Annotated in this window: 21 protein-coding genes and 2 tRNA genes; 16 read left to right on the top strand and 7 right to left on the bottom strand. The window is 63.5% G+C overall.

Translation table 11 applies throughout. From position 1 onward, the window contains the following. Positions 1 to 65: 65 nt before the first annotated feature. The 4 genes from AC1DGP_RS08355 to AC1DGP_RS08340 all read left to right on the top strand — a co-directional run bounded on the left by AC1DGP_RS08355 (position 66) and on the right by AC1DGP_RS08340 (position 1,729). Positions 66 to 887, top strand: a complete 822-nt coding sequence (locus tag AC1DGP_RS08355; protein WP_476775667.1) for an SDR family NAD(P)-dependent oxidoreductase — start codon at positions 66 to 68, stop codon at positions 885 to 887. Continuing rightward, entirely contained in the window at positions 880 to 1,089 is a 210-nt protein-coding gene (yacG, locus tag AC1DGP_RS08350; protein WP_074471494.1) for a DNA gyrase inhibitor YacG, read from the top strand. Before AC1DGP_RS08355 ends, yacG begins: the two co-directional genes overlap by 8 nt. 88 nt (positions 1,090 to 1,177) lie before the next feature. Then, a tRNA-Phe gene (locus tag AC1DGP_RS08345) sits at positions 1,178 to 1,253 on the top strand. A gap of 206 nt (positions 1,254 to 1,459) precedes the next feature. Continuing rightward, on the top strand, positions 1,460 to 1,729 hold the full coding sequence (locus tag AC1DGP_RS08340; RefSeq protein ID WP_476776975.1) for a hypothetical protein: 270 nt from the start codon (positions 1,460 to 1,462) through the stop codon (positions 1,727 to 1,729). 804 nt (positions 1,730 to 2,533) lie between these two features. Here the strand turns inward: AC1DGP_RS08340 and AC1DGP_RS08335 are convergent. The 3 genes from AC1DGP_RS08335 to AC1DGP_RS08325 all read right to left on the bottom strand — a co-directional run bounded on the left by AC1DGP_RS08335 (position 2,534) and on the right by AC1DGP_RS08325 (position 4,697). Then, entirely contained in the window at positions 2,534 to 2,800 is a 267-nt protein-coding gene (locus AC1DGP_RS08335) for a hypothetical protein (protein ID WP_476776976.1), read from the bottom strand. 173 nt (positions 2,801 to 2,973) lie between these two features. Then, a complete protein-coding gene (locus AC1DGP_RS08330; RefSeq protein WP_476776977.1) occupies positions 2,974 to 3,801 on the bottom strand; it encodes a hypothetical protein in 828 nt (275 codons plus the stop codon). A gap of 266 nt (positions 3,802 to 4,067) precedes the next feature. Further along, entirely contained in the window at positions 4,068 to 4,697 is a 630-nt protein-coding gene (locus tag AC1DGP_RS08325) for a 2OG-Fe(II) oxygenase (protein ID WP_476831985.1), read from the bottom strand. A 461-nt stretch (positions 4,698 to 5,158) separates the two neighbouring features. On the opposite strand from AC1DGP_RS08325, the gene AC1DGP_RS08320 reads away from it, so the two are divergent. Genes AC1DGP_RS08320 through AC1DGP_RS08305 form a run of 4 tightly spaced genes read left to right on the top strand, consistent with a single transcriptional unit; the run spans position 5,159 to position 7,842 of the window. Beyond that, positions 5,159 to 6,115 (top strand): metallophosphoesterase family protein, encoded by a 957-nt coding sequence (locus tag AC1DGP_RS08320; RefSeq protein ID WP_476776979.1) that lies wholly within the window; start codon positions 5,159 to 5,161, stop codon positions 6,113 to 6,115. Positions 6,116 to 6,152: 37 nt separating this feature from the next. Then, positions 6,153 to 6,488: a cupredoxin domain-containing protein gene (locus tag AC1DGP_RS08315; protein WP_441493058.1), complete on the top strand. Its 336-nt coding sequence runs from the start codon at positions 6,153 to 6,155 to the stop codon at positions 6,486 to 6,488. 39 nt (positions 6,489 to 6,527) lie between these two features. Further along, positions 6,528 to 7,070, top strand: coding sequence for a sigma-70 family RNA polymerase sigma factor (locus tag AC1DGP_RS08310; RefSeq protein ID WP_476776980.1), 543 nt, complete (start codon positions 6,528 to 6,530; stop codon positions 7,068 to 7,070). Then, entirely contained in the window at positions 7,057 to 7,842 is a 786-nt protein-coding gene (locus AC1DGP_RS08305; protein ID WP_476776981.1) for an anti-sigma factor family protein, read from the top strand. Before AC1DGP_RS08310 ends, AC1DGP_RS08305 begins: the two co-directional genes overlap by 14 nt. Before the next feature lie 89 nt (positions 7,843 to 7,931). On the opposite strand, the gene AC1DGP_RS08300 is transcribed toward AC1DGP_RS08305, so the two are convergent. Beyond that, positions 7,932 to 8,393, bottom strand: coding sequence for a hypothetical protein (locus tag AC1DGP_RS08300; protein WP_441493055.1), 462 nt, complete (start codon positions 8,391 to 8,393; stop codon positions 7,932 to 7,934). Between the two features lie 242 nt (positions 8,394 to 8,635). Between AC1DGP_RS08300 and AC1DGP_RS08295 the strand changes: the two genes are divergently transcribed. Both AC1DGP_RS08295 and AC1DGP_RS08290 read left to right on the top strand, forming a co-directional pair. Continuing rightward, positions 8,636 to 8,911 carry a PilZ domain-containing protein gene (locus AC1DGP_RS08295; RefSeq protein ID WP_441507892.1) on the top strand — a complete coding sequence of 92 codons (276 nt, stop codon included), beginning with the start codon at positions 8,636 to 8,638 and terminating at the stop codon, positions 8,909 to 8,911. A 111-nt stretch (positions 8,912 to 9,022) separates the two neighbouring features. Beyond that, positions 9,023 to 9,253: a hypothetical protein gene (locus AC1DGP_RS08290; protein WP_441480806.1), complete on the top strand. Its 231-nt coding sequence runs from the start codon at positions 9,023 to 9,025 to the stop codon at positions 9,251 to 9,253. Between the two features lie 71 nt (positions 9,254 to 9,324). On the opposite strand, the gene AC1DGP_RS08285 is transcribed toward AC1DGP_RS08290, so the two are convergent. Both AC1DGP_RS08285 and AC1DGP_RS08280 read right to left on the bottom strand, forming a co-directional pair. Continuing rightward, a complete protein-coding gene (locus AC1DGP_RS08285; protein ID WP_476831984.1) occupies positions 9,325 to 10,470 on the bottom strand; it encodes a helix-turn-helix domain-containing protein in 1,146 nt (381 codons plus the stop codon). Further along, on the bottom strand, positions 10,467 to 10,748 hold the full coding sequence (locus AC1DGP_RS08280) for a type II toxin-antitoxin system HigB family toxin (protein ID WP_441507889.1): 282 nt from the start codon (positions 10,746 to 10,748) through the stop codon (positions 10,467 to 10,469). Before AC1DGP_RS08280 ends, AC1DGP_RS08285 begins: the two co-directional genes overlap by 4 nt. 105 nt (positions 10,749 to 10,853) lie before the next feature. Here AC1DGP_RS08280 and AC1DGP_RS08275 point away from each other — a divergent pair, with 105 nt between their 5' ends. Further along, entirely contained in the window at positions 10,854 to 11,834 is a 981-nt protein-coding gene (locus tag AC1DGP_RS08275) for a glycerophosphodiester phosphodiesterase family protein (RefSeq protein WP_476831983.1), read from the top strand. A 73-nt stretch (positions 11,835 to 11,907) separates the two neighbouring features. Here the strand turns inward: AC1DGP_RS08275 and AC1DGP_RS08270 are convergent, their stop codons facing one another. Next, positions 11,908 to 12,312: a hypothetical protein gene (locus AC1DGP_RS08270; RefSeq protein WP_441507887.1), complete on the bottom strand. Its 405-nt coding sequence runs from the start codon at positions 12,310 to 12,312 to the stop codon at positions 11,908 to 11,910. Between the two features lie 92 nt (positions 12,313 to 12,404). On the opposite strand from AC1DGP_RS08270, the gene AC1DGP_RS08265 reads away from it, so the two are divergent. From AC1DGP_RS08265 to AC1DGP_RS08245, 5 genes are all read left to right on the top strand, one after another. Next, positions 12,405 to 12,495: transfer RNA gene (locus AC1DGP_RS08265), tRNA-Ser, on the top strand. Between the two features lie 541 nt (positions 12,496 to 13,036). Beyond that, positions 13,037 to 14,755: an Alw26I/Eco31I/Esp3I family type II restriction adenine-specific DNA-methyltransferase gene (locus AC1DGP_RS08260; RefSeq protein WP_476831982.1), complete on the top strand. Its 1,719-nt coding sequence runs from the start codon at positions 13,037 to 13,039 to the stop codon at positions 14,753 to 14,755. A 4-nt stretch (positions 14,756 to 14,759) separates the two neighbouring features. Next, positions 14,760 to 15,950, top strand: coding sequence for a DNA cytosine methyltransferase (locus AC1DGP_RS08255; RefSeq protein WP_476831981.1), 1,191 nt, complete (start codon positions 14,760 to 14,762; stop codon positions 15,948 to 15,950). Next, positions 15,947 to 17,263: a protein NO VEIN domain-containing protein gene (locus AC1DGP_RS08250; protein WP_476831980.1), complete on the top strand. Its 1,317-nt coding sequence runs from the start codon at positions 15,947 to 15,949 to the stop codon at positions 17,261 to 17,263. Before AC1DGP_RS08255 ends, AC1DGP_RS08250 begins: the two co-directional genes overlap by 4 nt. 140 nt (positions 17,264 to 17,403) lie before the next feature. Next, complete coding sequence (locus tag AC1DGP_RS08245; protein ID WP_476832055.1) at positions 17,404 to 18,525, top strand: IS110 family RNA-guided transposase; 1,122 nt, start codon at positions 17,404 to 17,406, stop codon at positions 18,523 to 18,525. Positions 18,526 to 18,759 lie beyond the last annotated feature (234 nt).

Raw genomic sequence — 18,759 nt, 5'->3', positions numbered from 1 at the left:
GTTATCCCGATCCTGTCGCCGCTGCCGCTTCGGCAGCGCAAGGCGCGCAACCAGGGATGGGGCCGATGACGGAACGCTTGAGGGGCAAGGTCGCAATCGTCGCGGGCGCAGGCTCGATCGGGCCCGGCTGGGGCAATGGCAAGGCAACCGCGACGATCTTTGCGCGCGAGGGCGCCAGGGTGGTCTGCGCCGATCTCAACCGCGATGCCGCCGAGGAGACGGCAGCGATCATCCAGAACGAGGGCGGCCAGGCCTTTGCGGTCCAGACCGACGTAACCCGGGCCGATTCGATCGCCGATCTCGTCGGCCAGGCGCTCGGCCGCTATGGCCGCATCGACATTCTCGACAACAATGTCGGCATCGCCGAGGTCGGCAGCGTCGTCGATCTGCCGCAGGAGACCTGGGAGCGGGTCTTCAAGGTCAATGTCACCAGCGCCTTCCTGGCGATGAAACACGTCATCCCGGTGATGCAGCGCCAGTTTGAGGAGACGGGCGAGGGCGGCTCGATCATCAACATTTCCTCGATCGCCTCGATTCGCCACACCGGGGTGCCCTATGCCAGCTATTCCGCCACAAAGGCGGCGCTGAATCACCTGACCCGCACGACCGCCGTGCAATACGCGGCGCAGAAGATTCGCGTGAACGCGATCCTGCCCGGCCTGATGAAGACGCCGATGGTTGAGCATTCCGCCGGCCTCGCGCAGGCCTATGGCGAGGGCGACATCGCCGCGATGTGGAAGGCGCGCGATGCGCAGGTGCCGATGGGCCATATGGGCGAGGCCTGGGACGTGGCCTATGCCGCGCTCTTCCTTGCCAGTGACGAAGCGCGCTATGTCACCGGCATCGAACTCGTGGTCGATGGAGGCATCACGCTCAAATATGGCTGAGAATCAGGACACGTCACCCCCGCCGGCGCCGAGACCCTGCCCGATCTGCCGCAAGCCGGCGGTGCACCGCTTCAGGCCCTTCTGCTCGTCACGCTGCCGCGACATCGATCTCGGCCATTGGCTGAAGGGCAGTTATGTCATTCCCGGCGAGCCGGTGGAGGAGGCTGAAACCGGGTTACCCACACGCGAAGACGAGACTTGATCGGAAGCCGGCTGAAGCGACTGGACAGCCCGCCAATCACCCTCTATATCGCCCCCACCAACACGAAGCGCCTGGCGCTTCGCCGGATGCCCAGATAGCTCAGTTGGTAGAGCATGCGACTGAAAATCGCAGTGTCGCTGGTTCGATTCCAGCTCTGGGCACCATTCCCCCTCCAAGGGGGTGATCAGCAAAGAAAACGCGCTCCACCGAAAGCCCATCTCCCCGACGACGGTGAACGGGAGCGACCTATCGGGCCTGAAGACGCTCGTCGCATGGGCCGTAGCAAATCATTGCGTCCTCACGAACCCTACCCTCGGAGTGACAGTCGCCCCGGGTGGACCTCAAGCCTCCAATGCGGAATGCTCGGCGCATGGCTCGAATCATTGCTGCCACGTTGCTCTTTCTCGCAGCTCTCGGGATCGCCCAGGTGACTCTCGCTGCCGGTGCCTGCCGCCCCACGCGCGACGGCAAGGATCGCATTGAGATCACAGGTGGCTGCCCAAGCGGCTACTACGTGCGGGGGGCGTGCTGTGAATCCTTCAATGCCATCTCTCCACAGGCACAGCCGAATGCCAGCAGCGCGAAGACCTGCCCGGCCGGCACCGTGTTAAAGCTTGGGGTCTGTGTCGCCGGCCAGTGATCGGACTGGGGGCTAGCGCGGAGCGGACCTTGCAGCCTGTTCCCTATCGGGAGGGGCGGGGGCCAGTTTGCCGCGGCACAGGAGTAGCCGAGGGGCGTGGAGAATACGCGCGCCTGCAGAGTTCGTTTCCGGCGGTTGTGGAGCCCGTTCGCGGCAGACAGACCCGGTACGCACCTGCAGGGTCGGGGCGCGTCGGCGGAACGGAGGGGCGCAAGCTGGCATCGGCACAATGGTTGCTGAATCGTTATCGATGCAACCATTGGATGTCTTTGAATGATACAGGAGGCGCCGAAATCGTACGCGGGCCCCGCTTTGCCGGGCCAACGTGCGATGCTGAGAAGAGTTACAAGTGCCGTCGCTGGAGGAACCTGGGCTTTCGCATTGCTTGTTCCGCTCGAAAGCCGGGCCGACTGGCAGGTCACGACGCGATATTATGACGGCGGCAAGACCACGACTTATCGTCAAATTCGTCCAAGCAACTTCGCCATCAACTCTCTCCCGGACGGGCCGGCTCCCGCAAATGATTGTCCTGGCCTCGCCTTTGAGGTCCTGAACCCGAATCTCGGGGAAGCTCGCTGCGTCGGGCGCGTCAGATCGAACAGGGAGCGTTGATACGCCCCAACCGTCGCAAAGCATGACTTCAACAGAGTGGGCCGGTCGATTTGTCTTTCCGCGCGACCGGCCTTCGCGCGCCGGCCCGCGGACGCTGTCCAGCTCAACACCTGCATCAAGCCCTTCAGGAGCTGGCGAGGTGGCAGCTTGGGTTCCAACGGTGGCGCATCGGCAGGGGGCTACGGAGTTGCTCTATGGTTCCGGTGAGATGGTCTGCCTGAAGATGACAATGGACGTGATGGCAAGCGCCAGCCAAAACCCCCATCCGATCAAGATCGCAACATCGCCGCTGAGGACTGTGCGGCCGCTCACGCGCCAATAGAGGGAGAAGGGGCGTCTTCCGTAGTCACCGATCGCGAGCCTGCCCAGCGTTAGGCCGCGAATGAGCACCTTACCCGTCAGGTAGCCGATGATCTGAAGAAAGAACTCGGCTACCAGATTGAGCATCGCATCCAGCACGATTTCCCCCCTCCCAGCTATGGACTTCCGCTTCCGGCAGCTGAGAGGGCCGAAAACCCTCCCGGCCACACCGTGCCGGCTCTCTTCGTATGGCTCTGTGCGTCGCTGCTGACGGCTGCAGGCGCCCGCAACCCGCTGGCCGGGCCAAACATCCAGCTTGCGAAATGAACGCTTCAGTGTCGCGGCTCGCTGCCGCCCTTCAGCTCCACTTCAAATCGCAAGAGCTGGTCGAACAGCGGCGCCTTTCGGACGTCATCATCGAGCCCGCCATCGGGCCTCTTCTCCGATCGTCGGCTCTCGAGTAGCCCGAGCCATGACAGCGGCCGGAGCACCCGCGTCGTCAGGGCGAACTCGGGAAAGTCGGGAGCGATCGGGTCCCCGATGGTCTCCATGATCGTGCAGGCCGGCATCAGGTCCTTCGCATGGGACCAGCCATGCGCCGTCACCGACAGGCTCCACAGGATCACGCCCATGTGGTGCTGGGGCCAGAACTCCAGCGGGTTCCGGTCGAAGTCCTGGAGGTTCACCTTCCAGAATGTCGCTTCGAACAGCGCGGCCAGCAGCGCCGGGGCGGCCTGGGGTGCCAGCATGGCCTTGCCTGCCTTGCTCGCCTTCAGGACCCCCGAACGTTTCCGCAGGAGCCGGGCCGCCTGCAGCACGATCCGTGTGAACAGGACCCCGTAGGCATCGTGCTCGTTGATGACCTTGTTCGTCGCGAGCGTGGTGGCCTTGTCGTATCCCGGCCACTCCGTCCGGTCGAAGACATGCCGGACATCGGCCCGCTTCAGGGCGCCCGCAGGGGTGAGGACCAGTCCGCCCGTCTCCACGGCAAGCGCCAGCAGGAGCCTCGCGGCGATAACCATGGGAGCCTGAAGCGCGACCTCGACCGAGACGTCATCGGGCGTGAGGCGAACAGCCTGCGGGACTCTGCCGGGAGGCTCAAGGAGCGCCTTGAGGGAGGACGGCTGAAGATGGGCCCAAGCGGGGGGAAGGTCTGTCACGGGGAGAGCGTAGGCGGGCCGGAGCGATTGCTCAACATTGCGCTTCGCTGGAGATGCGGGCCTCGGCGGGTGACACAGGTCGATGACAATAGGTCATGCCGGATGGCTTATCGAGGCTTTGATTTGATCGCGAATTTGGCGCCGACGCCCTATGGGCCATGGGCGCCATGCGCTCTGTTTCGGCTTTCGGTCGGTCATCGCGATGGCCCGCGCAAGGCCGGCGCAAAATCTGCGCCGGTCTGCCGAGTGGGCCTTCCACATGGAATCTAGCGGCCGAAGATGCTCTTGAAGAACTTCGCGACCGTGTTTCTGCTCTTCTTGCGCTCGAGTTCGGATGCGTCGGTGATCCACGCCGTCTGAACGACACGCCGCTCGCCCGCGAAGGGCTTGTGGCCGTGCCAGGAGTTGTCGGAGCGCAGGAAGCCGAAAACGGCGCCCATCGTCGGAGGCACCTCGCAGGCGAAGGGCTCGAAATTCGTGCCGTCATAGAGCACGCGCAACCGGCCTTCCGAAGCCGGGGACCAGTCGTCGTTCAGATAGAGCAGCACGGTCATGACCTTGCTCGGGCCATCGGTGTGAATGCGGCCGTCCTTGGCCTGCGAGAGCTTTCGCACAGTGGTCAGGCGCGGAAAGGCGTGGAGGTCTTTTCCAAAGCGCTGCGAAAGCACCTCGGTGAGGTCCGGGCTCTCCATTTCATCGATCAGCTGCTTAAAGCTTCCCGCCAGCTCGATATCGTCGACGGTCAGATAGCCAGGCTTCGTAATGGTCGGGTAATCCCGACGTATATCGGGGATGGCCTCAGGCCTGAGAAAGTTCTCACCAAGGAAATGCGGATAAGGCTGCAGTGAGAACGCACTGTCGCGGATCGCATCTGCATTGAGTAGCTTGAGAGCCATAGCCGTGGTCCCTTAGTAAATTACATTCGGTAATTTCGACCGGTGGTAGACATGTAAGAGCTGCTGACCGTGCCTGCGCGCGCTGGAGAAGGAGCCAAGGCTTGCAGACAGGAATCGAGCAGCCGAAATCGTATCTTATCCATACATGCGAGCCTCCACGATGCAAGATTGCTTGCATCGTCCACGGCGAAACCGTTCGGCGGGCGAGAATTCGCATTGTGTCGGCGCTGCGATTGCAGGAGGCGAGGCCCGCCTTCTGCTTCGTTCCGGCCCATTATCCCAGGCAATGACATCAGGGTGCGCGAACCCCTCCTGCATCCCGTGCGCATTCGGGCCTCGCGCATGCCGCGGACGCCGTTGCGCAAAGCCGATGACGAAAATTCGCAGGTTCGGGAATAAACGGCGCTGCAGAGCTGTCTCCTCAATGAACGCAGCGTGGTTGCGTTCCTGGGAGATCGACCATGACACATCATCGGATCGACAATGGGCGGCCTGACACCACCCGCCGCGAGACGCTCGAATGCATGATCTGGGCCGGAACCGGCGTGCTTTGGACGGTTGCGAGCGGGGTGCCGGTCTCGCTGGGCCTGCTCGGCAAGGCCGAGGCGGCAGAAGCGGTCACCAAGGGGTTCACCTTCCTGCAGATATCCGACAGCCATGTCGGCTTCGACAAGGCCGCGAACCCGCATGCTCTCGACACGCTCACCGAGGCCATCGCCCAGATCGGGGCGCTCCCGGCCAAGCCCGCCTTCATGATCCACACGGGCGACATCACGCATCTCTCCACGGCCGCTCAATTCGATGATGCGGCGCGTGTCATCGGCGGCGCGAGGCTCGACGTTCACTACGTGCCTGGCGAACATGACGTGATCGACGAGGGGAACGGACAGGCCTATTCGGAGCGGTACGGCAAGGGCAAGCAGGGCGCCGGATGGTATTCCTTCGACGAAGGCGGCGTGCATTTCATCGGCCTGGTCAACGTCGTGAACCTCAAGGCCGGCGGGCTCGGCCAGCTCGGGCCGGAGCAGCTGAAATGGCTCGCCGACGATTTGCGCGGCCGCAGCGCCTCGGCTCCCATCGTGGTCTTCGCGCATATCCCGCTCTGGACGGTCTATGCCGATTGGGGCTGGGGCACCGCCGACAGCACGCAGGCGCTTGCGCTGCTCAAGCCCTTCGGGTCCGTCACCATCCTCAACGGCCATATCCACCAGATCATGCAGAAGGTGGAAGGCAATGTGACCTTTCACACTGCAAGGTCCACGGCCTTTCCGCAGCCGGCGCCGGGGACCGCCTCCTCGCCCGGTCCCCTGACCGTCCCGGCTGGCGAGTTGCGCAAGTTCCTCGGCATTACGAGCGTCGCCATTCGCCCGGGCGCAAACGATCTGGCGATCATCGACAGCACGCTCGCGCGCGGCTGAACGAGGGATGGCGTAACCGTGCAATCGGGAGAGCGACATGACTTGCAGGCACAGGCCCCTCTGGGCTGCGGGCGCGATCATCGTCCTGTCGGTCCTCGCCGCATCCCGTCCCGCGGGGGCGGAGGAGGCGCTGGTGAGGATCTCCAACTTCGCTTTCGTTCCGCCGGACCTCACCGTGAAAGCCGGAACGACGGTCACGTTCCGGAACGAGGATGACGAACCGCATCTGGTTGTCGCGGGTGACGGCTCGTTCAGATCCCGCGCGCTCGATACGAAGGACAGTTTCGCGTATGATTTCACCCTGCCGGGGGAGTTTTCGTATTTCTGCAGCCTTCATCCGCATATGCAGGGAAAGATCCGCGTTTCCCGCTGATCGGACCTTGTGGCCGGGTGTCCAGACGGCGAGCCGACAGTGGCAGCAAGCGGCGACCCTTCCGCCGAACGGTTTCGCGAGGTGGTGTTGCCCCATCTTGCGGATGCGCTGGCCTTCGCCCGCTGGCTCACGGGCAATGCACATGATGCAGAAGACGTCGTCCAGGAGGCTTGCCTTCGCGCCTATGCCGGGATCGGAACCTATGCAGGCGGCAGCGCTCGCGCCTGGCTTCTCGCGATCGTGCGCAATGCCTGTCACACATGGCTCGCCAGGAATCGCGGGCCGATGCTCGTGCCGCTCGACGAGGTCACGGATGCGGATCTCCTGGCTTCTGGCCCATCAGGCGATGACGATGCGGAGGCGGCCATGATCGCCCGCGCCGACGCGGCAGAGATCGAAGCGGCGATTGCAGCGCTGCCCCAGCCGTTCCGCGAGGTTCTCGTGCTGCGCGATATCAATGGGCTGGGCTATCGCGAGATCGCCGATCTGATTTCGGCGCCGATTGGCACCGTCATGTCCCGCCTGTCGCGAGCCCGCACGATCCTGATCCGCCAGCTTGGGGGACGCAATGACCGAGCGTGACGGCCAGCCCATCGATCCAGGCGAAGCGCGGCTGCTTCTGCACGCTCTCGTCGATGGCGAACTCGATGCGGCCAGTGCATCTGCGCTCGAGCGCCGCCTCGCAACCGATCCGCCCCTCGCGGCGGAAAGGGCGCGGATCGTTGCCCTGCGCAGCGCGATGCGGCAGCTGCCCCGGCCGGAGCCCAGTGCCGAGCTGCGCAAGCGTGTCATTGCGATCGGCGCCGATGCATCGGCGCGGCCGGCTCGCAGTTTCGATTGGCGCGCACTGGCCGCAACCGCTCTGATCGCCAGCCTGCTGGCCGGGGGCGGAACCTATTGGGGCGTGTCGAGAGTGGCGCCGGAGGATATGGCGGGCGACATCGCCAGCAGTCACCGCCGGGCCCTCATCGCACCCACTCCGGTCGACATGGCCTCGTCCGATCGACACCAGGTCAAGCCATGGCTTGACGCCAAGATCGGCCTGTCTCCGCCGGCCGACGACTTTGCTCGGGATGGTTTTCCCCTCGTCGGCGCACGCATCGATGTCATCGGCAATCACGTCGCGCCGACCCTCGTCTACCGCCACAATGAGCATCTGATCTCGGTCGTCGCCTTGCCGCGCGCTGTCTCGTCCCAGCCGCCCGCCGGGCCCAGCGGCAGCTCGGCACGGGGGTTTTCACTGGTGACCTGGGAGGATCGCGCCTTCACCTATTGGGCGATCTCCGATCTGGAGCGGGCGGAGCTCGATGCCTTCGTGCGGCTGTTCCAGGCGCGCGCCGCCGAAAAGGGGTGACCACCGGCATCGCTCACCGCTTCCGAGGTGATGGTCCCGAGCTCTTCCGGCGCGTAACCTTGGGCATTCGGCTGGAGCGAGGCACCCGCTCAGCGGGGGCACCAGTCCCAGAAGCCGGTCATGCGCTGGGGCGTGGTGTAGTACCAGCAATAGCCCGCGCGCGGCGCCGGGCCGGCGAGCGAGACAGCCGCTGCCCCGGCGATGAAGCCGAGCGCCGCCCCCGCTGCAACCGCTCCGCCGCGATGCCAGTGACGCCGCGGGTGAACGACGGTCACAGGCCCCGGGCGATGATGCCGGACCTGCGGGCTCGGCCGATGGACATGCGACGGGCGCTTATACGGACGGTGCTGCGGCCGGCTGACATGCGCCCCGTTGCCGGGCCGTTGGGCGCTGGAATGGTGGCCCCTGCGGACAGTCTGCCCCGATATCTGCGGCGAGCTGGAGGAGCGGACCTGCGCTTCGGCCGTGCCCAGGCTGGGCAGGGGCGCCACGACGCTCGCTAGGAGGGCGAAGAGCATGAGAAGCGATTTCAGCTTGAGAGAATGGCGCATGATCTCTTCTCCTCCACGGCAATCGCTCACGCCCATCGAGCCATGGCGCTCCGGTGGCTTCGCGTCGCCGCCCATCCATGCTGGCCTGTCATGTGGAAGTCGATCAACTCATTGTGGGTTGGCGGCCCGGATGGTCCGGCAAGCTTGCCCGGACTCTTCGCGGGCTGTACGTCATCGGTTAACGTGCCGGGCGCAGGTTCCAGATAGACTTGAACCGATCGATCGTGGCGGGGATTTGCGAATTGCCGGGTCAGACTGAAGAGCGCCGCCACCACCGCAAGAAGGTTGTGCAGGAAGCGCGAATCCGGCTTCCCGGCCAGAACAACGAGATTCCCTGCATTATCCGCGATGTCTCGGTGTCCGGCGTCAAGCTGCGCGTGCCGATGGGGTTCGAGGCGCCAGACGTCTTCAGGCTGATCGCTCCGGCCCTGCACATCAACAGCTGCGTGCGGATCGCCTGGCGCAGCCAGCACTCGATCGGCGCGACCTTCATCGCGGACACTGAGCGCCCCGACTGAACGCTGCGAGAGCTGTGGCATTCTGCGAGAGGCGGGGGCCCTGGGTCGGAATTCGTCATCTTGCCGCAGGTCGGGTTCGATGCTGAGTTTCGCGGGTGCCGGAGGTGCCCGATGCCGTTCAGCTCCCTTCCCGAACTCCTCGAACTCGCAACAGCGCGCGAGGCCTTTGAGATCGCCTGGGCTCATATCGAGCCGTCACTCTGTTTCCAGGCCGCCAGCAGCGAGAGCATGAGGCTGTGGCTCGGCCATATCGTTGCCGGGCTGTCGAGTGCGCAGCCCGATGTCGATATCGTGCCTCTGGCGGTCGAGCAGTTCCTGGCGACGGTGCCGATCTCCCACTAGCCTGAATCCTGACGCTGCGCCGCTCCGGAGCAAGGACGGTGAGCGCCATCGCAGGCTGAGGTCTGTCGATTTCACGGCCCGATCAGTGGCTCGGCCTGGGCGAACTGGGCTGCGGAGGCCGTGATCAGTCCGTCATCGGCCATGCGTCGGAGCACCCAGTCGCGCCGCTCCTTGGCGCGACCGCGGTTGTCGGCCATGTCGAGCCGGTAGGTGTTCGGCGCCTTGGGCAGGGCGGCGAGATAGGCGGCTTCCGCGACGCTGAGATCGGCCGGGCTCTTGCCGAAATACTGGGCCGAGGCCGCCGCGATGCCATAGGCGTAGCCGCCGAAATAGATCTGGTTCAGGTAGAGTTCGAGGATCCGGTCCTTGCTCAGAGCGTCCTCGATCCGGCTCGCCAGGACGATCTCCTTCACCTTGCGGGCGAGCGAGGGCGGCTGGCCCGGCAGCAGCAGGTTCTTGGCGAGCTGCTGGGTGATGGTTGCGGCGCCTGCCGGCGTCCGGCTCTCGCCCAGGCTCGCGAGGTTCTGGGCTGAGGCCCGCAGGATGGCCGGCAGGCTGTAGCCGCCATGGCGGTAGTAGTCCTGGTCCTCCGCCGCGAGGAAGGCCTTCACCACATGGGGCGGGATGGTCGCGAGCGGCACCGGCCGGCGATACGCCGTCAGGCCGCCATCCCGGCCGTAGCGCTCGAGATCGGGCGGTACATAGCCTGCGATCTCGGCCGTGCTCGGCAGGTCCCCGCCGTGAGCCCAGAACAGGCCGCCGATCGCCGATGCGCTCAGGCCCGCGAGGAGGCCGAGCAGGGCTGCGCCGCGCAGCGCGGTGCGCTTGATGCTGCCCGCCACCGCATAGGGCACCGAGAGCGGCTCGCTCGCCACGCCCCAGGCTTCGCCGAGCTTGGCGATCATCTCGGCCGAGAGATGCCGCCGCCGGTTCAGGACCTCCGAAGCGCGCGAGCGCGAGCCGAGGAGCTCGGCGAGGTCGGCTTGCGTCCGCCCCTTGGCCTGCATCGCGAGCGTCAGATAGGCGATGGGGTCCGGCGACGCGATCGGATGGGTCTTGCGCTCGTAATCGGCGACCAGCAGGCACAGAACCTCGAGCCGGTCGGCCGCCGCGGAGCCCGGCTCCGCGGCAAACAACCGGTCGATCTCGGCCAGCGCCGCGTGATGATCCGCTTCGCTCCTGATCGGCCTGACGGGAAGGGTTTCGCGCTCCCTCACCTTGCGTCCTCCTCGTTGAGGGCGGTGACCGCGGTGATGCGGATCACGCCCAGCTCGAAATTGACCCTGAAGGCAACGCTGCAGCCGACATGCGGCAAGGCAAGCGCAACCGCATCCTCGCTCACGAAGCGGGCAACGGCGCCGCAATCGCGCGCAATCTCGTCGCGCGCCCGCCAGCTCGCCTGCCGCAGCAGCGCATTCAGGGCGCGCAGAGCAGAGCCGGCCTGTGGGTGCGCCTCGCCATACTCGGCCAGGGCCGAGGCTCCGATGACGATCATGCTGGTGCGATCATAATGTTCCCATACTTGGGAGCAATTGCTCTCATGCTCCCGTTTTCGGGAACATTGATAGGCGCTCGCGCCCGCGGTTCAAAGGATGAAGTGATGCGCCGTCTCCCACGCCTTGCGCTCGCCGCGCTCTTTCTCCTCACGCTCTTCATCCTGATCAGCAACAGCAGTCTCCTGGCCTCCCGGCCGCAGGGCCGGCCGACCTTGCTCGCCCATCGCGGCATCACCCAGCTCTACGACAAGACCGACCTGCGCTCCGATGTCTGCAGCGCCGCGCGCATGCTGCCGCCGCGCCATGACTTCATCGAGAACACGCTGCCATCCATGCGGGCAGCCTTTGAGGCCGGCGCCGATATCGTCGAGCTCGACGTGCACCCGACCACCGACGGCCAATTCGCGGTCTTCCACGACTGGACCCTGGAATGTCGCACGAACGGCGAGGGTGTCACGCGGGAGCACGCGATGGCGCAGCTGAAGGCGCTCGATGTCGGCTATGGCTATACCGCCGATGGTGGCAGGACCCATCCGCTGCGCGGGAAGGGCATCGGCATGATGCCGACGCTCGACGAGGTCTTTGCAGCTTTTCCCGGGCGGCGCTTCGCCATCAATGTGAAGAGCCGGGACAGGAACGAGGGCGAGAAGCTCGCCGCAGTCCTGGGGGCATTGCCGCCTAAGGCCCGTGCGCGCCTGATCGTCTATGGCGGCGACGAGCCGGTCGAGACGCTGCGGCGCCTCCGACCGGATATCCCGGCCATGTCCAGGAGCACGCAGATCGGCTGCCTGACGCGCTATGTCGCCTATGGCTGGACCGGCGTGATGCCCGGGATCTGCCGGGGAACGATCGTCCTGGTGCCAATCAACATCGCCCCATGGCTCTGGGGCTGGCCAAACCGCTTCCTCAACCGTCTCGACAGCGCCGGCACCCAGGTCTTCGCGCTCGGCCCCTATCAGGGCGGCGGTTTTTCGACGGGCCTGGATACGCTCGCCGAATTGTCCCGTCTGCCCGCGGGCTATTCAGGCGGGATCTGGACCGACGAGATCGCCGTGATTGCCGGCGCAGTGAAGCCGACGCGCTGACGGCGTGTCCTTAGATCATCTGTGATTGCATCGGCTTTCCCGAAAACCGCAATCCACTTTTCCGGCCGATGCTTCAGCGGCGCCGGCAGAGGGCAGCCTCATGCGCAGTCGCGCGGCGAAGGATCTTCGTCGCCGTGATTCGCACCGGCGGTCCGTCCTCCACTGTGCCGGAAAGGACGAGACGCCCGGAATAGAGGCCACTGGTGAGGTCGCGGCGCGCAGCATCCGCGGCCGGCAGGCTGGAGAGGTCGGGATCGGTCTTCGCATAGCGCCGGCCTGACGGCACGAGAACGACATCCTTCGAAGGGCAGGGCGCCTGCACGCAGCGCAAACCATTGTCGCAGGCCACGAACAGCGCCTGGGCCACTGCCGGAGGCGGAATCGCGGCAGCAGCCAGGAGGGCGAGCCCGGCCCCAAGACAGCGCAGGCGGCTGCCTCCGCGCGCGGGCGACACGATCACTTTCAGGGCAGCGTGCATCGGCGATTTCCTCAGCCCGGTGAAGATGGCTGATAATCTTTCACACTGACGGCTTGTCAAAGCGCCGGGCAATCGGGCATAGAGCCGGTAACGGAGACGTGGCCGAGAGGCTGAAGGCACTCGTTTGCTAAATGAGCATACCCCACAAGGGTATCGAGGGTTCGAATCCCTCCGTCTCCGCCATCTACCTCCATAACTTATTGATAAATAATAAGAATATGAAGAGGGCGTTCTATCGCCCATCATTCCGCCCAACATTCCATATCGGTATAGGCAGGAATTTGCCGGACGATGCGACCGTTGACGGGCGAGGCCCTCGGAAACGCTCACATCCATATGTAGGCCGCTCCTGCAGTTTGCGACGTTTAACCTTCTGCTCCTTGCTGCAGTCCGCGCAAATCCTATGTGTCCTTGCTCTCGCGCGAACCGCACAGTCTGCCGGAGGCCTGGGCAGTAGACTTGGCAGCAACGCCTGGGCGCCGATGCCGCAGTACGGGCCGCGGATCGAGGATTTCACCAAGCGGCGGTGCGATTACGCACCCGATCAGAACAATTTAGAAGCGGAAAGGTAGCAGCGCGACCGCCGACCTGAGCACTAACGAAGGGCAACCCTCTGAGGATAAAAGTGAGGCGGTGACGCCACACACACTGCCTTCGAACGCCTCCTGCTGGTCAATCTATCAAATCTAGTTGCCGTTTCACCCATCCAACCTACGATCGGAACATGCGGAATCACGGCCACTTGAGGAATGAAAATGTCACTGATTTCGCTTCCCGTGCAGCGCTGTACGGAAACGCCCACGGGAAAAGAATGATGCTTGATATCACGAGCCACATGCCGGGCGAGGGTGCCTATAACGGCAAAACTCTCGCTGAACGGGTGTCCGGCCGCTTCTATACGCCTACGCAGCTTGCTGACGATCTGGCTGGCCAGATGGTGTCATCTATAGCCTCAGCAACGCTGACTGAGGTGCATGCGACTGACCCGTTCTGTGGCGACGGACGTCTCATCGTTGCCCTGCTCTCCGCTGCAGCAGGCAGCCCAAAGCTCTCGAGCCTCAAGTGGTTAATCGAACTACGCGACCGGGAGCCCGCTGCGGTCAACATGGCTGCTGCCCGCGTGGGCGCCGTTGCGCGCAACCTTGGCATGGATGTCGAAACGAAGGTTATCGTCGGCGACTCATTCGCTGGCGACCTCTCGCCGCGCTTCGATCTGGTGATCACCAACCCCCCATGGGAGTTGCTAAAGCCTGACAGCCGAGAGCTCCGACATCTGTCAGAAGTCGACGCCGATCGCTACAAAGAAGACTTGCGCGCCATCTCGCGCCGCCTCGATACGCGATTCCCCGATGCTCGCGCGGACAACGCTTGGGGAGGGTGGGCCACGAACCTCGCACGGTGCGGATGGGACCTAGGCCTCAGAATCGCACGTAAGGGCGGGATCATCGGCATCATACTGCCGGCCACTATTATGGGCGACCAGTCCTCGACCGCAATGCGCCGCAAGGCATTTAAATCGGGCAAGCTCTTGGACGTGGCGGCATATCCATCCGAGGCGCGCCTCTTCGAGCGAGTGGATCAACCGGTGGTCGCACTGACGATGCGCGCCGGCGGCCGCGCGTCCGGAACCGGACGGATGCGTTCATTCGATGCGGATCGGCGCTCTGTCGGCGAACAGACTATCGCGTTGAGCAGCTCGGCGATGGAGAATCGTGGCTGGACGATACCTGTCGGCCGCCCTTCGGGCTTCGACGAACTCGTCGACAAATTCAGCTGCCTATCTACACTTCAGTCGTGGGAGGGTGAAGGTCCCACGCATCTTTGGCTCGGACGTGAACTCGACGAAACCCGTATCTCGGAGAAGGTGGGCGCCGGTACCCGGCATCCCTTCATCAAGGGGCGCATGATCAGCCGCCACGGCATCGTAGAAAACCCCTCAATGTCGGTTCATTCCAATCTCTGCGCTGGGTTCCATTCGGCGGGAAGGCCTCGAGCCGTCTGGCGCGACGTGGCCAGAACGACCTCCAAGCGGCGCATGATCGGAACCGTGATCCCGGCGGGATGGATCGCAGGCAATTCCCTTCACGTGGCTTGCTACCGGGATGGTGATCCGGAGCGTACCGCCGCCCTCCATGCGCTGCTTTCGTCGTTTGTCGTGGAAGCTCAGGTCCGCGCGCGGCTGACCACTGGTCACATGTCCCTTGGCGTGGTCCGACAGGCAAGGGTGCCCGTGTTAGATGCTACTTTGGTCAGCCGATTGTCATCTCTCGCACACGAGGCCATGCGTGGTCGCGACGTGGATGCGGAGCGTCGCCTCGAGATCGCAGTGGCGAAGGCATATCGGTTGGATCGCAGCGACATGGCGTGTCTGCTCAACGACTTCCCCAAACTGGAAGAATGGGAGCGCGAAGCCTTAACCAGCGCCACAGGCTGGAGTGAGTGAAATCATGATCCCCAACCACCAGAGCGCTAAGCTGAGCGCACTTGATCTGCAGTTTGCCCGTTCCGTACCGCCCGGCGGCAACTGGCAGAACATACCCGAGAATGTCCCTTCAGCGCGTCTGGCGCAGATCAGGGAGAGCTTCGTGGCTGGTAAGGGATCTCGTTCCACGTACTACGGACGCCTTCGGCCCGACGCTCCCAGCTACACGATCGGCACATACTACACTCGACCTGGGAACGGCTGCTTCCTACATCCGGATGCCTCGCAGGACCGAACCATCTCCCACCGAGAGGCTGCGCGCCTACAATCCTTTCCAGACGACTTCGTCTTCAACGGATCCCAGCGCGCCATCTGCCAGCAAATCGGCAATGCCGTCCCACCTCTTCTTGCCATGCAGGTTGCAGAAGCGCTTGGAACTCCTGGCGATATGATCGATGTGTTCGCCGGGTGCGGTGGTCTTTCACTTGGCTTCAAATGGCAGGGATGGAGGACACTTGCAGCCGCCGATCTCGATAAGGCAGCGGTTCAAGCATTCAACCATAACTTGGCGCCTCTCGCCGTAGTCGGGGACATGAACGATGATGACGTCATAAACCACCTCGTGGCGTCGTCGCAGCAGCGCGACAGGCTGCGCCCCCTGGCGCTTGTGGGAGGGCCGCCCTGCCAAGGCTTCTCAACTGGTGGGAACAAGCGTTCGGAGGACGATGCGCGCAACCACCTACATGCCCGCTATTCCTTCCTCCTGAAACAGATGGTTCCCGACCTTTTCGTGTTCGAAAATGTCCTTGGACTTTTGAGCATGTCAGGAGGCGCCTTCCTGCGAAGTATCATGAGAGGCTTCGAGGACGCGGGATACGACGCACAGGTCTGGAAAATGAACGCCGCCGAGTTCGGCGTTCCCCAACGACGCGTACGGGTCGTGATCGTTGGTGTTCGACGCGGTATCAGGACCGCGCCGAAAAAGCCCACAGAATGGTGTTCTCTGATCAATGGCGACCTGTTAGTCACTGCTTCAGCCGTAACGGTGGCCGAAGCTATCAACGACCTACCCCGCCTCACCGCCGGAGAAGACGGGAGCGAAAGCGAATACGTCAATGCCACCATGTCGTCGTACCAGTCGCTGATGCGCGGACAACTGTCGCCGCAGCGCTATCTAGCATCGACACGCGACCACAAATCTAGGCTCGCCGCGTGATTCCGATCGACGTTCCGGCCGTCTATGATGAGGCCCTAAAGGTTCTCAAGCAAGCAGTCGGTCACGACTTTAAAGGGCGGGCAGCCCAGATTTTCCTCGCCTGCAAGCATTATGGCAATCAGATACCCAGAATTGGATCTATCAGAGGCATAGAATCGAGCCAGCTGCAAAATCTGCTTGACGGATTGTACAGAAAGTTAGACGGACCTAAGAAAGATCAAATCGCAATTATATTTAAAAATTCCCATAAAGTACCTACGGGAAATACAAGAGGATCTCTAAAGGGGCCCGCGAATATTTGGCGCAACAACTTCAATTTGCAGAAGGGCTTCATATGCTACGCTTCTGTTTCGGAGCTGCAGAGCTCCGCATTCCTTAATAGCTCCAGGAAGGCATGCCGCCATCTCCGACCGGCTGGTACGACGACGCTCAATCAATCTTGGTGCAACATAAAGGGCAATTCGGCTGAATACCGCGCCGAAGATCATCCAAAGATGTTCCGCAAGGACCCTATAACCGAAGAATACACCGTACATGATCCGTCTGATACGGCATTCTATTCGGGAATTATGAGGCCGTCAAACGGCATAAGGATTCCAATCGCTGCGCTAATTGTTGCCATATACCACGAAAGCTTGCTCGCGGCAGGACGAAATGGTGTCGATGTCGGCGACTTCCTAATCGATTTTGGTTTCACTGCCGCAGAAGCCGCGACCTATTTTGACGACGACCCCGCGTCCGTCGCGCATACGGCGCTTGCGCTTGCAGCTCCCGGAATTAGTTGGACCCGATTGCCGGTGGCGTCGGCCGTTCCAACACCCTCTGTGACGCTGCCCGGCCTGCCACCGCTACCCGCTCCGCGATCTCCCGTGGGTCGAAAGGCGAGGACCATGCCGCACCCAACCTCAATCGGCACGACAACCTCTCCAACACCGCCTACTGCAAGCGGCTGGTGGGATGCTGAACAAGCAGTCAATGCGACCTTGACCGCAGCGGGCTGGAACGTCACAGACGAAACACGAAGCAAATTTGGGTATGACTTAAAAATAGTCAAGCACACTACTGTAAAGGTTGTAGAGGTTAAAAGCTCTGTAGGTACCTGCGCTCCCAGTTTAACGAAAACAGAATATGATCAAGCTAAAATTAGAAGAAGAGACTACGTTCTCGCCATAGTCGAGAACTTTAAATCATCTGATCCTGCTGTGATACAATGGGTAGAAGATCCAGCAAGCCTGCAAATGACCGAACAAAAAACTGTCGAATACACGATTCCTAGGTCTGTTTGGCGAACCAAGACCCGTTCTATCCCGTAACGTCGCTCATTGTTTTTGACCCTAGACCATATGTCCGCCTGAGATAGGGGCGACCCGTCTCACAGTATGCAGGTTGCGAGGGTTGCGCCGGGTGGTCCGGCACCGAGCCTCTTGCATAGGAGACGGGTCATGGAGAGCCTATCATCTGCGTCGGCCTTGATGTGCACAAGGAGACGATCGCGGTGGCGCTGGCCGAGGCGGGCAAGCGGGGCGAGGTCCGCGAGTTCGGCACGATTGCGAACACCCCGACGGCGCTGAAGGCATTGACCAGCAAGCTGGCGCGTTCGGGCGCAGCCCTTCGTTTTTGCTACGAAGCCGGGCCATGCGGCTATGGGATCCAGCGGCAGCTGAGCGCGGCCGGGCACGGATGCGTGGTCGTCGCGCCGTCGCTGATCCCACGCAAACCCGGTGACCGGATCAAGACCGACCGGCGGGATGCGGCCAACCTGGCCAGGCTGCACCGGGCGGGCGAGCTGACGCCGGTGTGGGTGCCGGACCCTGCGCATGAGGCCGTCCGCGACCTGGTGCGGGCGCGTCAGGCGGCCGTCCGCGCCCTGCGGCAGGCTCGCCAGCAGTTGTCCGGCTTCCTGCTGCGGCAAGGCCGGCATTACAACCGCCCCGCCTGGACCCTGATGCACCGGCGATGGCTGGCCGGGCTGCGCTTTGCGCAGGCGGCCCACCACCTCGTCCTGGAAGACTGCATCGCCGCCGTCGAGGCGGCCACGGCGCGGCGCGTTCGCCTGGAGGCCCACATCGCGGCGGCGCTATCCGATTGGTCCCTGGCACCGGTGGTGCGGGCGTTGCAGGCGCTGCGCGGCCTGGCATTGGTGGCGGCGGCGACGCTGGTCGCCGAACTCGGCGACATCGCCCGCTTTGCCAATCCACGGCAGCTGATGGCCTATCTCGGGCTGGTCCCCTCCGAGCACTCCAGCGGCGGCACCCGGCGCCAGGGCGCGATTACCAAGGCCGGGAACGGCACGGCGCGGCGCATGCTGATCGAAGCGGCCTGGAGCTACCGGTTCCCGGCCCGGATCAGCCGGGAGCTTCTGCTGCGCCAGGAGGGCCTGGCCAAGCCGATCCGCGACACGGCCTGGAAGGCGCAGGAACGGCTGTGCGGGCGCTACCGCAAGCTCGCCAGGGCGGGGAAGCCACCGAACCTGGTCACCGCCGCAATCGCCCGCGAACTGGCGGGTTTCGTCTGGGCCATCGCCAGGCAGGCCCAGCCGCCTGCCGCCTGCCGCCTGAGCGTTCAACGCTGTTGAGCAACAACGCAAGGAGGTCACCAGCCGCATCAATCCATCCAAAGCTGGGCAAGGCTGGAGGCAGGGTCACGGCAGGAGAACCCTCGCATCCACTACCAGCCGGATTCCGTCCGACGCTGGCTGCTAGACAGAGGAAGCTCCGCGACGCATCACCGGTCCGGCGGTAATCAACCCGCACATCAGGGCATGATCAACCGTCGTCTCATGATCGTGCTTCCTGCCCTGTCCAGCGGC

The sequence above is a fragment of the Allobosea sp. 05T433 genome, assembly GCF_056396065.1.
The sequence above is the reverse complement of the archived record's forward strand: the minus strand, read 5'-3'. Positions and strand labels throughout refer to the sequence as shown.

Excerpts from the sequence above, each read along its gene's own strand:
- AC1DGP_RS08290 (WP_441480806.1), top strand. The coding sequence starts at position 9,023 with ATGCCGTTCAGCTCCCTTCCCGAACTCCTCGAACTCGCAACAGCGCGC.
- AC1DGP_RS08280 (WP_441507889.1), bottom strand. The coding sequence starts at position 10,748 with ATGATCGTCATCGGAGCCTCGGCCCTGGCCGAGTATGGCGAGGCGCAC.
- AC1DGP_RS08270 (WP_441507887.1), bottom strand. The coding sequence starts at position 12,312 with ATGCACGCTGCCCTGAAAGTGATCGTGTCGCCCGCGCGCGGAGGCAGC.
- AC1DGP_RS08300 (WP_441493055.1), bottom strand. The coding sequence starts at position 8,393 with ATGCGCCATTCTCTCAAGCTGAAATCGCTTCTCATGCTCTTCGCCCTC.
- AC1DGP_RS08320 (WP_476776979.1), top strand. The coding sequence starts at position 5,159 with ATGACACATCATCGGATCGACAATGGGCGGCCTGACACCACCCGCCGC.
- yacG (WP_074471494.1), top strand. The coding sequence starts at position 880 with ATGGCTGAGAATCAGGACACGTCACCCCCGCCGGCGCCGAGACCCTGC.
- AC1DGP_RS08305 (WP_476776981.1), top strand. The coding sequence starts at position 7,057 with ATGACCGAGCGTGACGGCCAGCCCATCGATCCAGGCGAAGCGCGGCTG.
- AC1DGP_RS08340 (WP_476776975.1), top strand. The coding sequence starts at position 1,460 with ATGGCTCGAATCATTGCTGCCACGTTGCTCTTTCTCGCAGCTCTCGGG.
- AC1DGP_RS08255 (WP_476831981.1), top strand. The coding sequence starts at position 14,760 with ATGATCCCCAACCACCAGAGCGCTAAGCTGAGCGCACTTGATCTGCAG.
- AC1DGP_RS08325 (WP_476831985.1), bottom strand. The coding sequence starts at position 4,697 with ATGGCTCTCAAGCTACTCAATGCAGATGCGATCCGCGACAGTGCGTTC.
- AC1DGP_RS08355 (WP_476775667.1), top strand. The coding sequence starts at position 66 with ATGACGGAACGCTTGAGGGGCAAGGTCGCAATCGTCGCGGGCGCAGGC.
- AC1DGP_RS08275 (WP_476831983.1), top strand. The coding sequence starts at position 10,854 with ATGCGCCGTCTCCCACGCCTTGCGCTCGCCGCGCTCTTTCTCCTCACG.
- AC1DGP_RS08315 (WP_441493058.1), top strand. The coding sequence starts at position 6,153 with ATGACTTGCAGGCACAGGCCCCTCTGGGCTGCGGGCGCGATCATCGTC.
- AC1DGP_RS08260 (WP_476831982.1), top strand. The coding sequence starts at position 13,037 with ATGCGGAATCACGGCCACTTGAGGAATGAAAATGTCACTGATTTCGCT.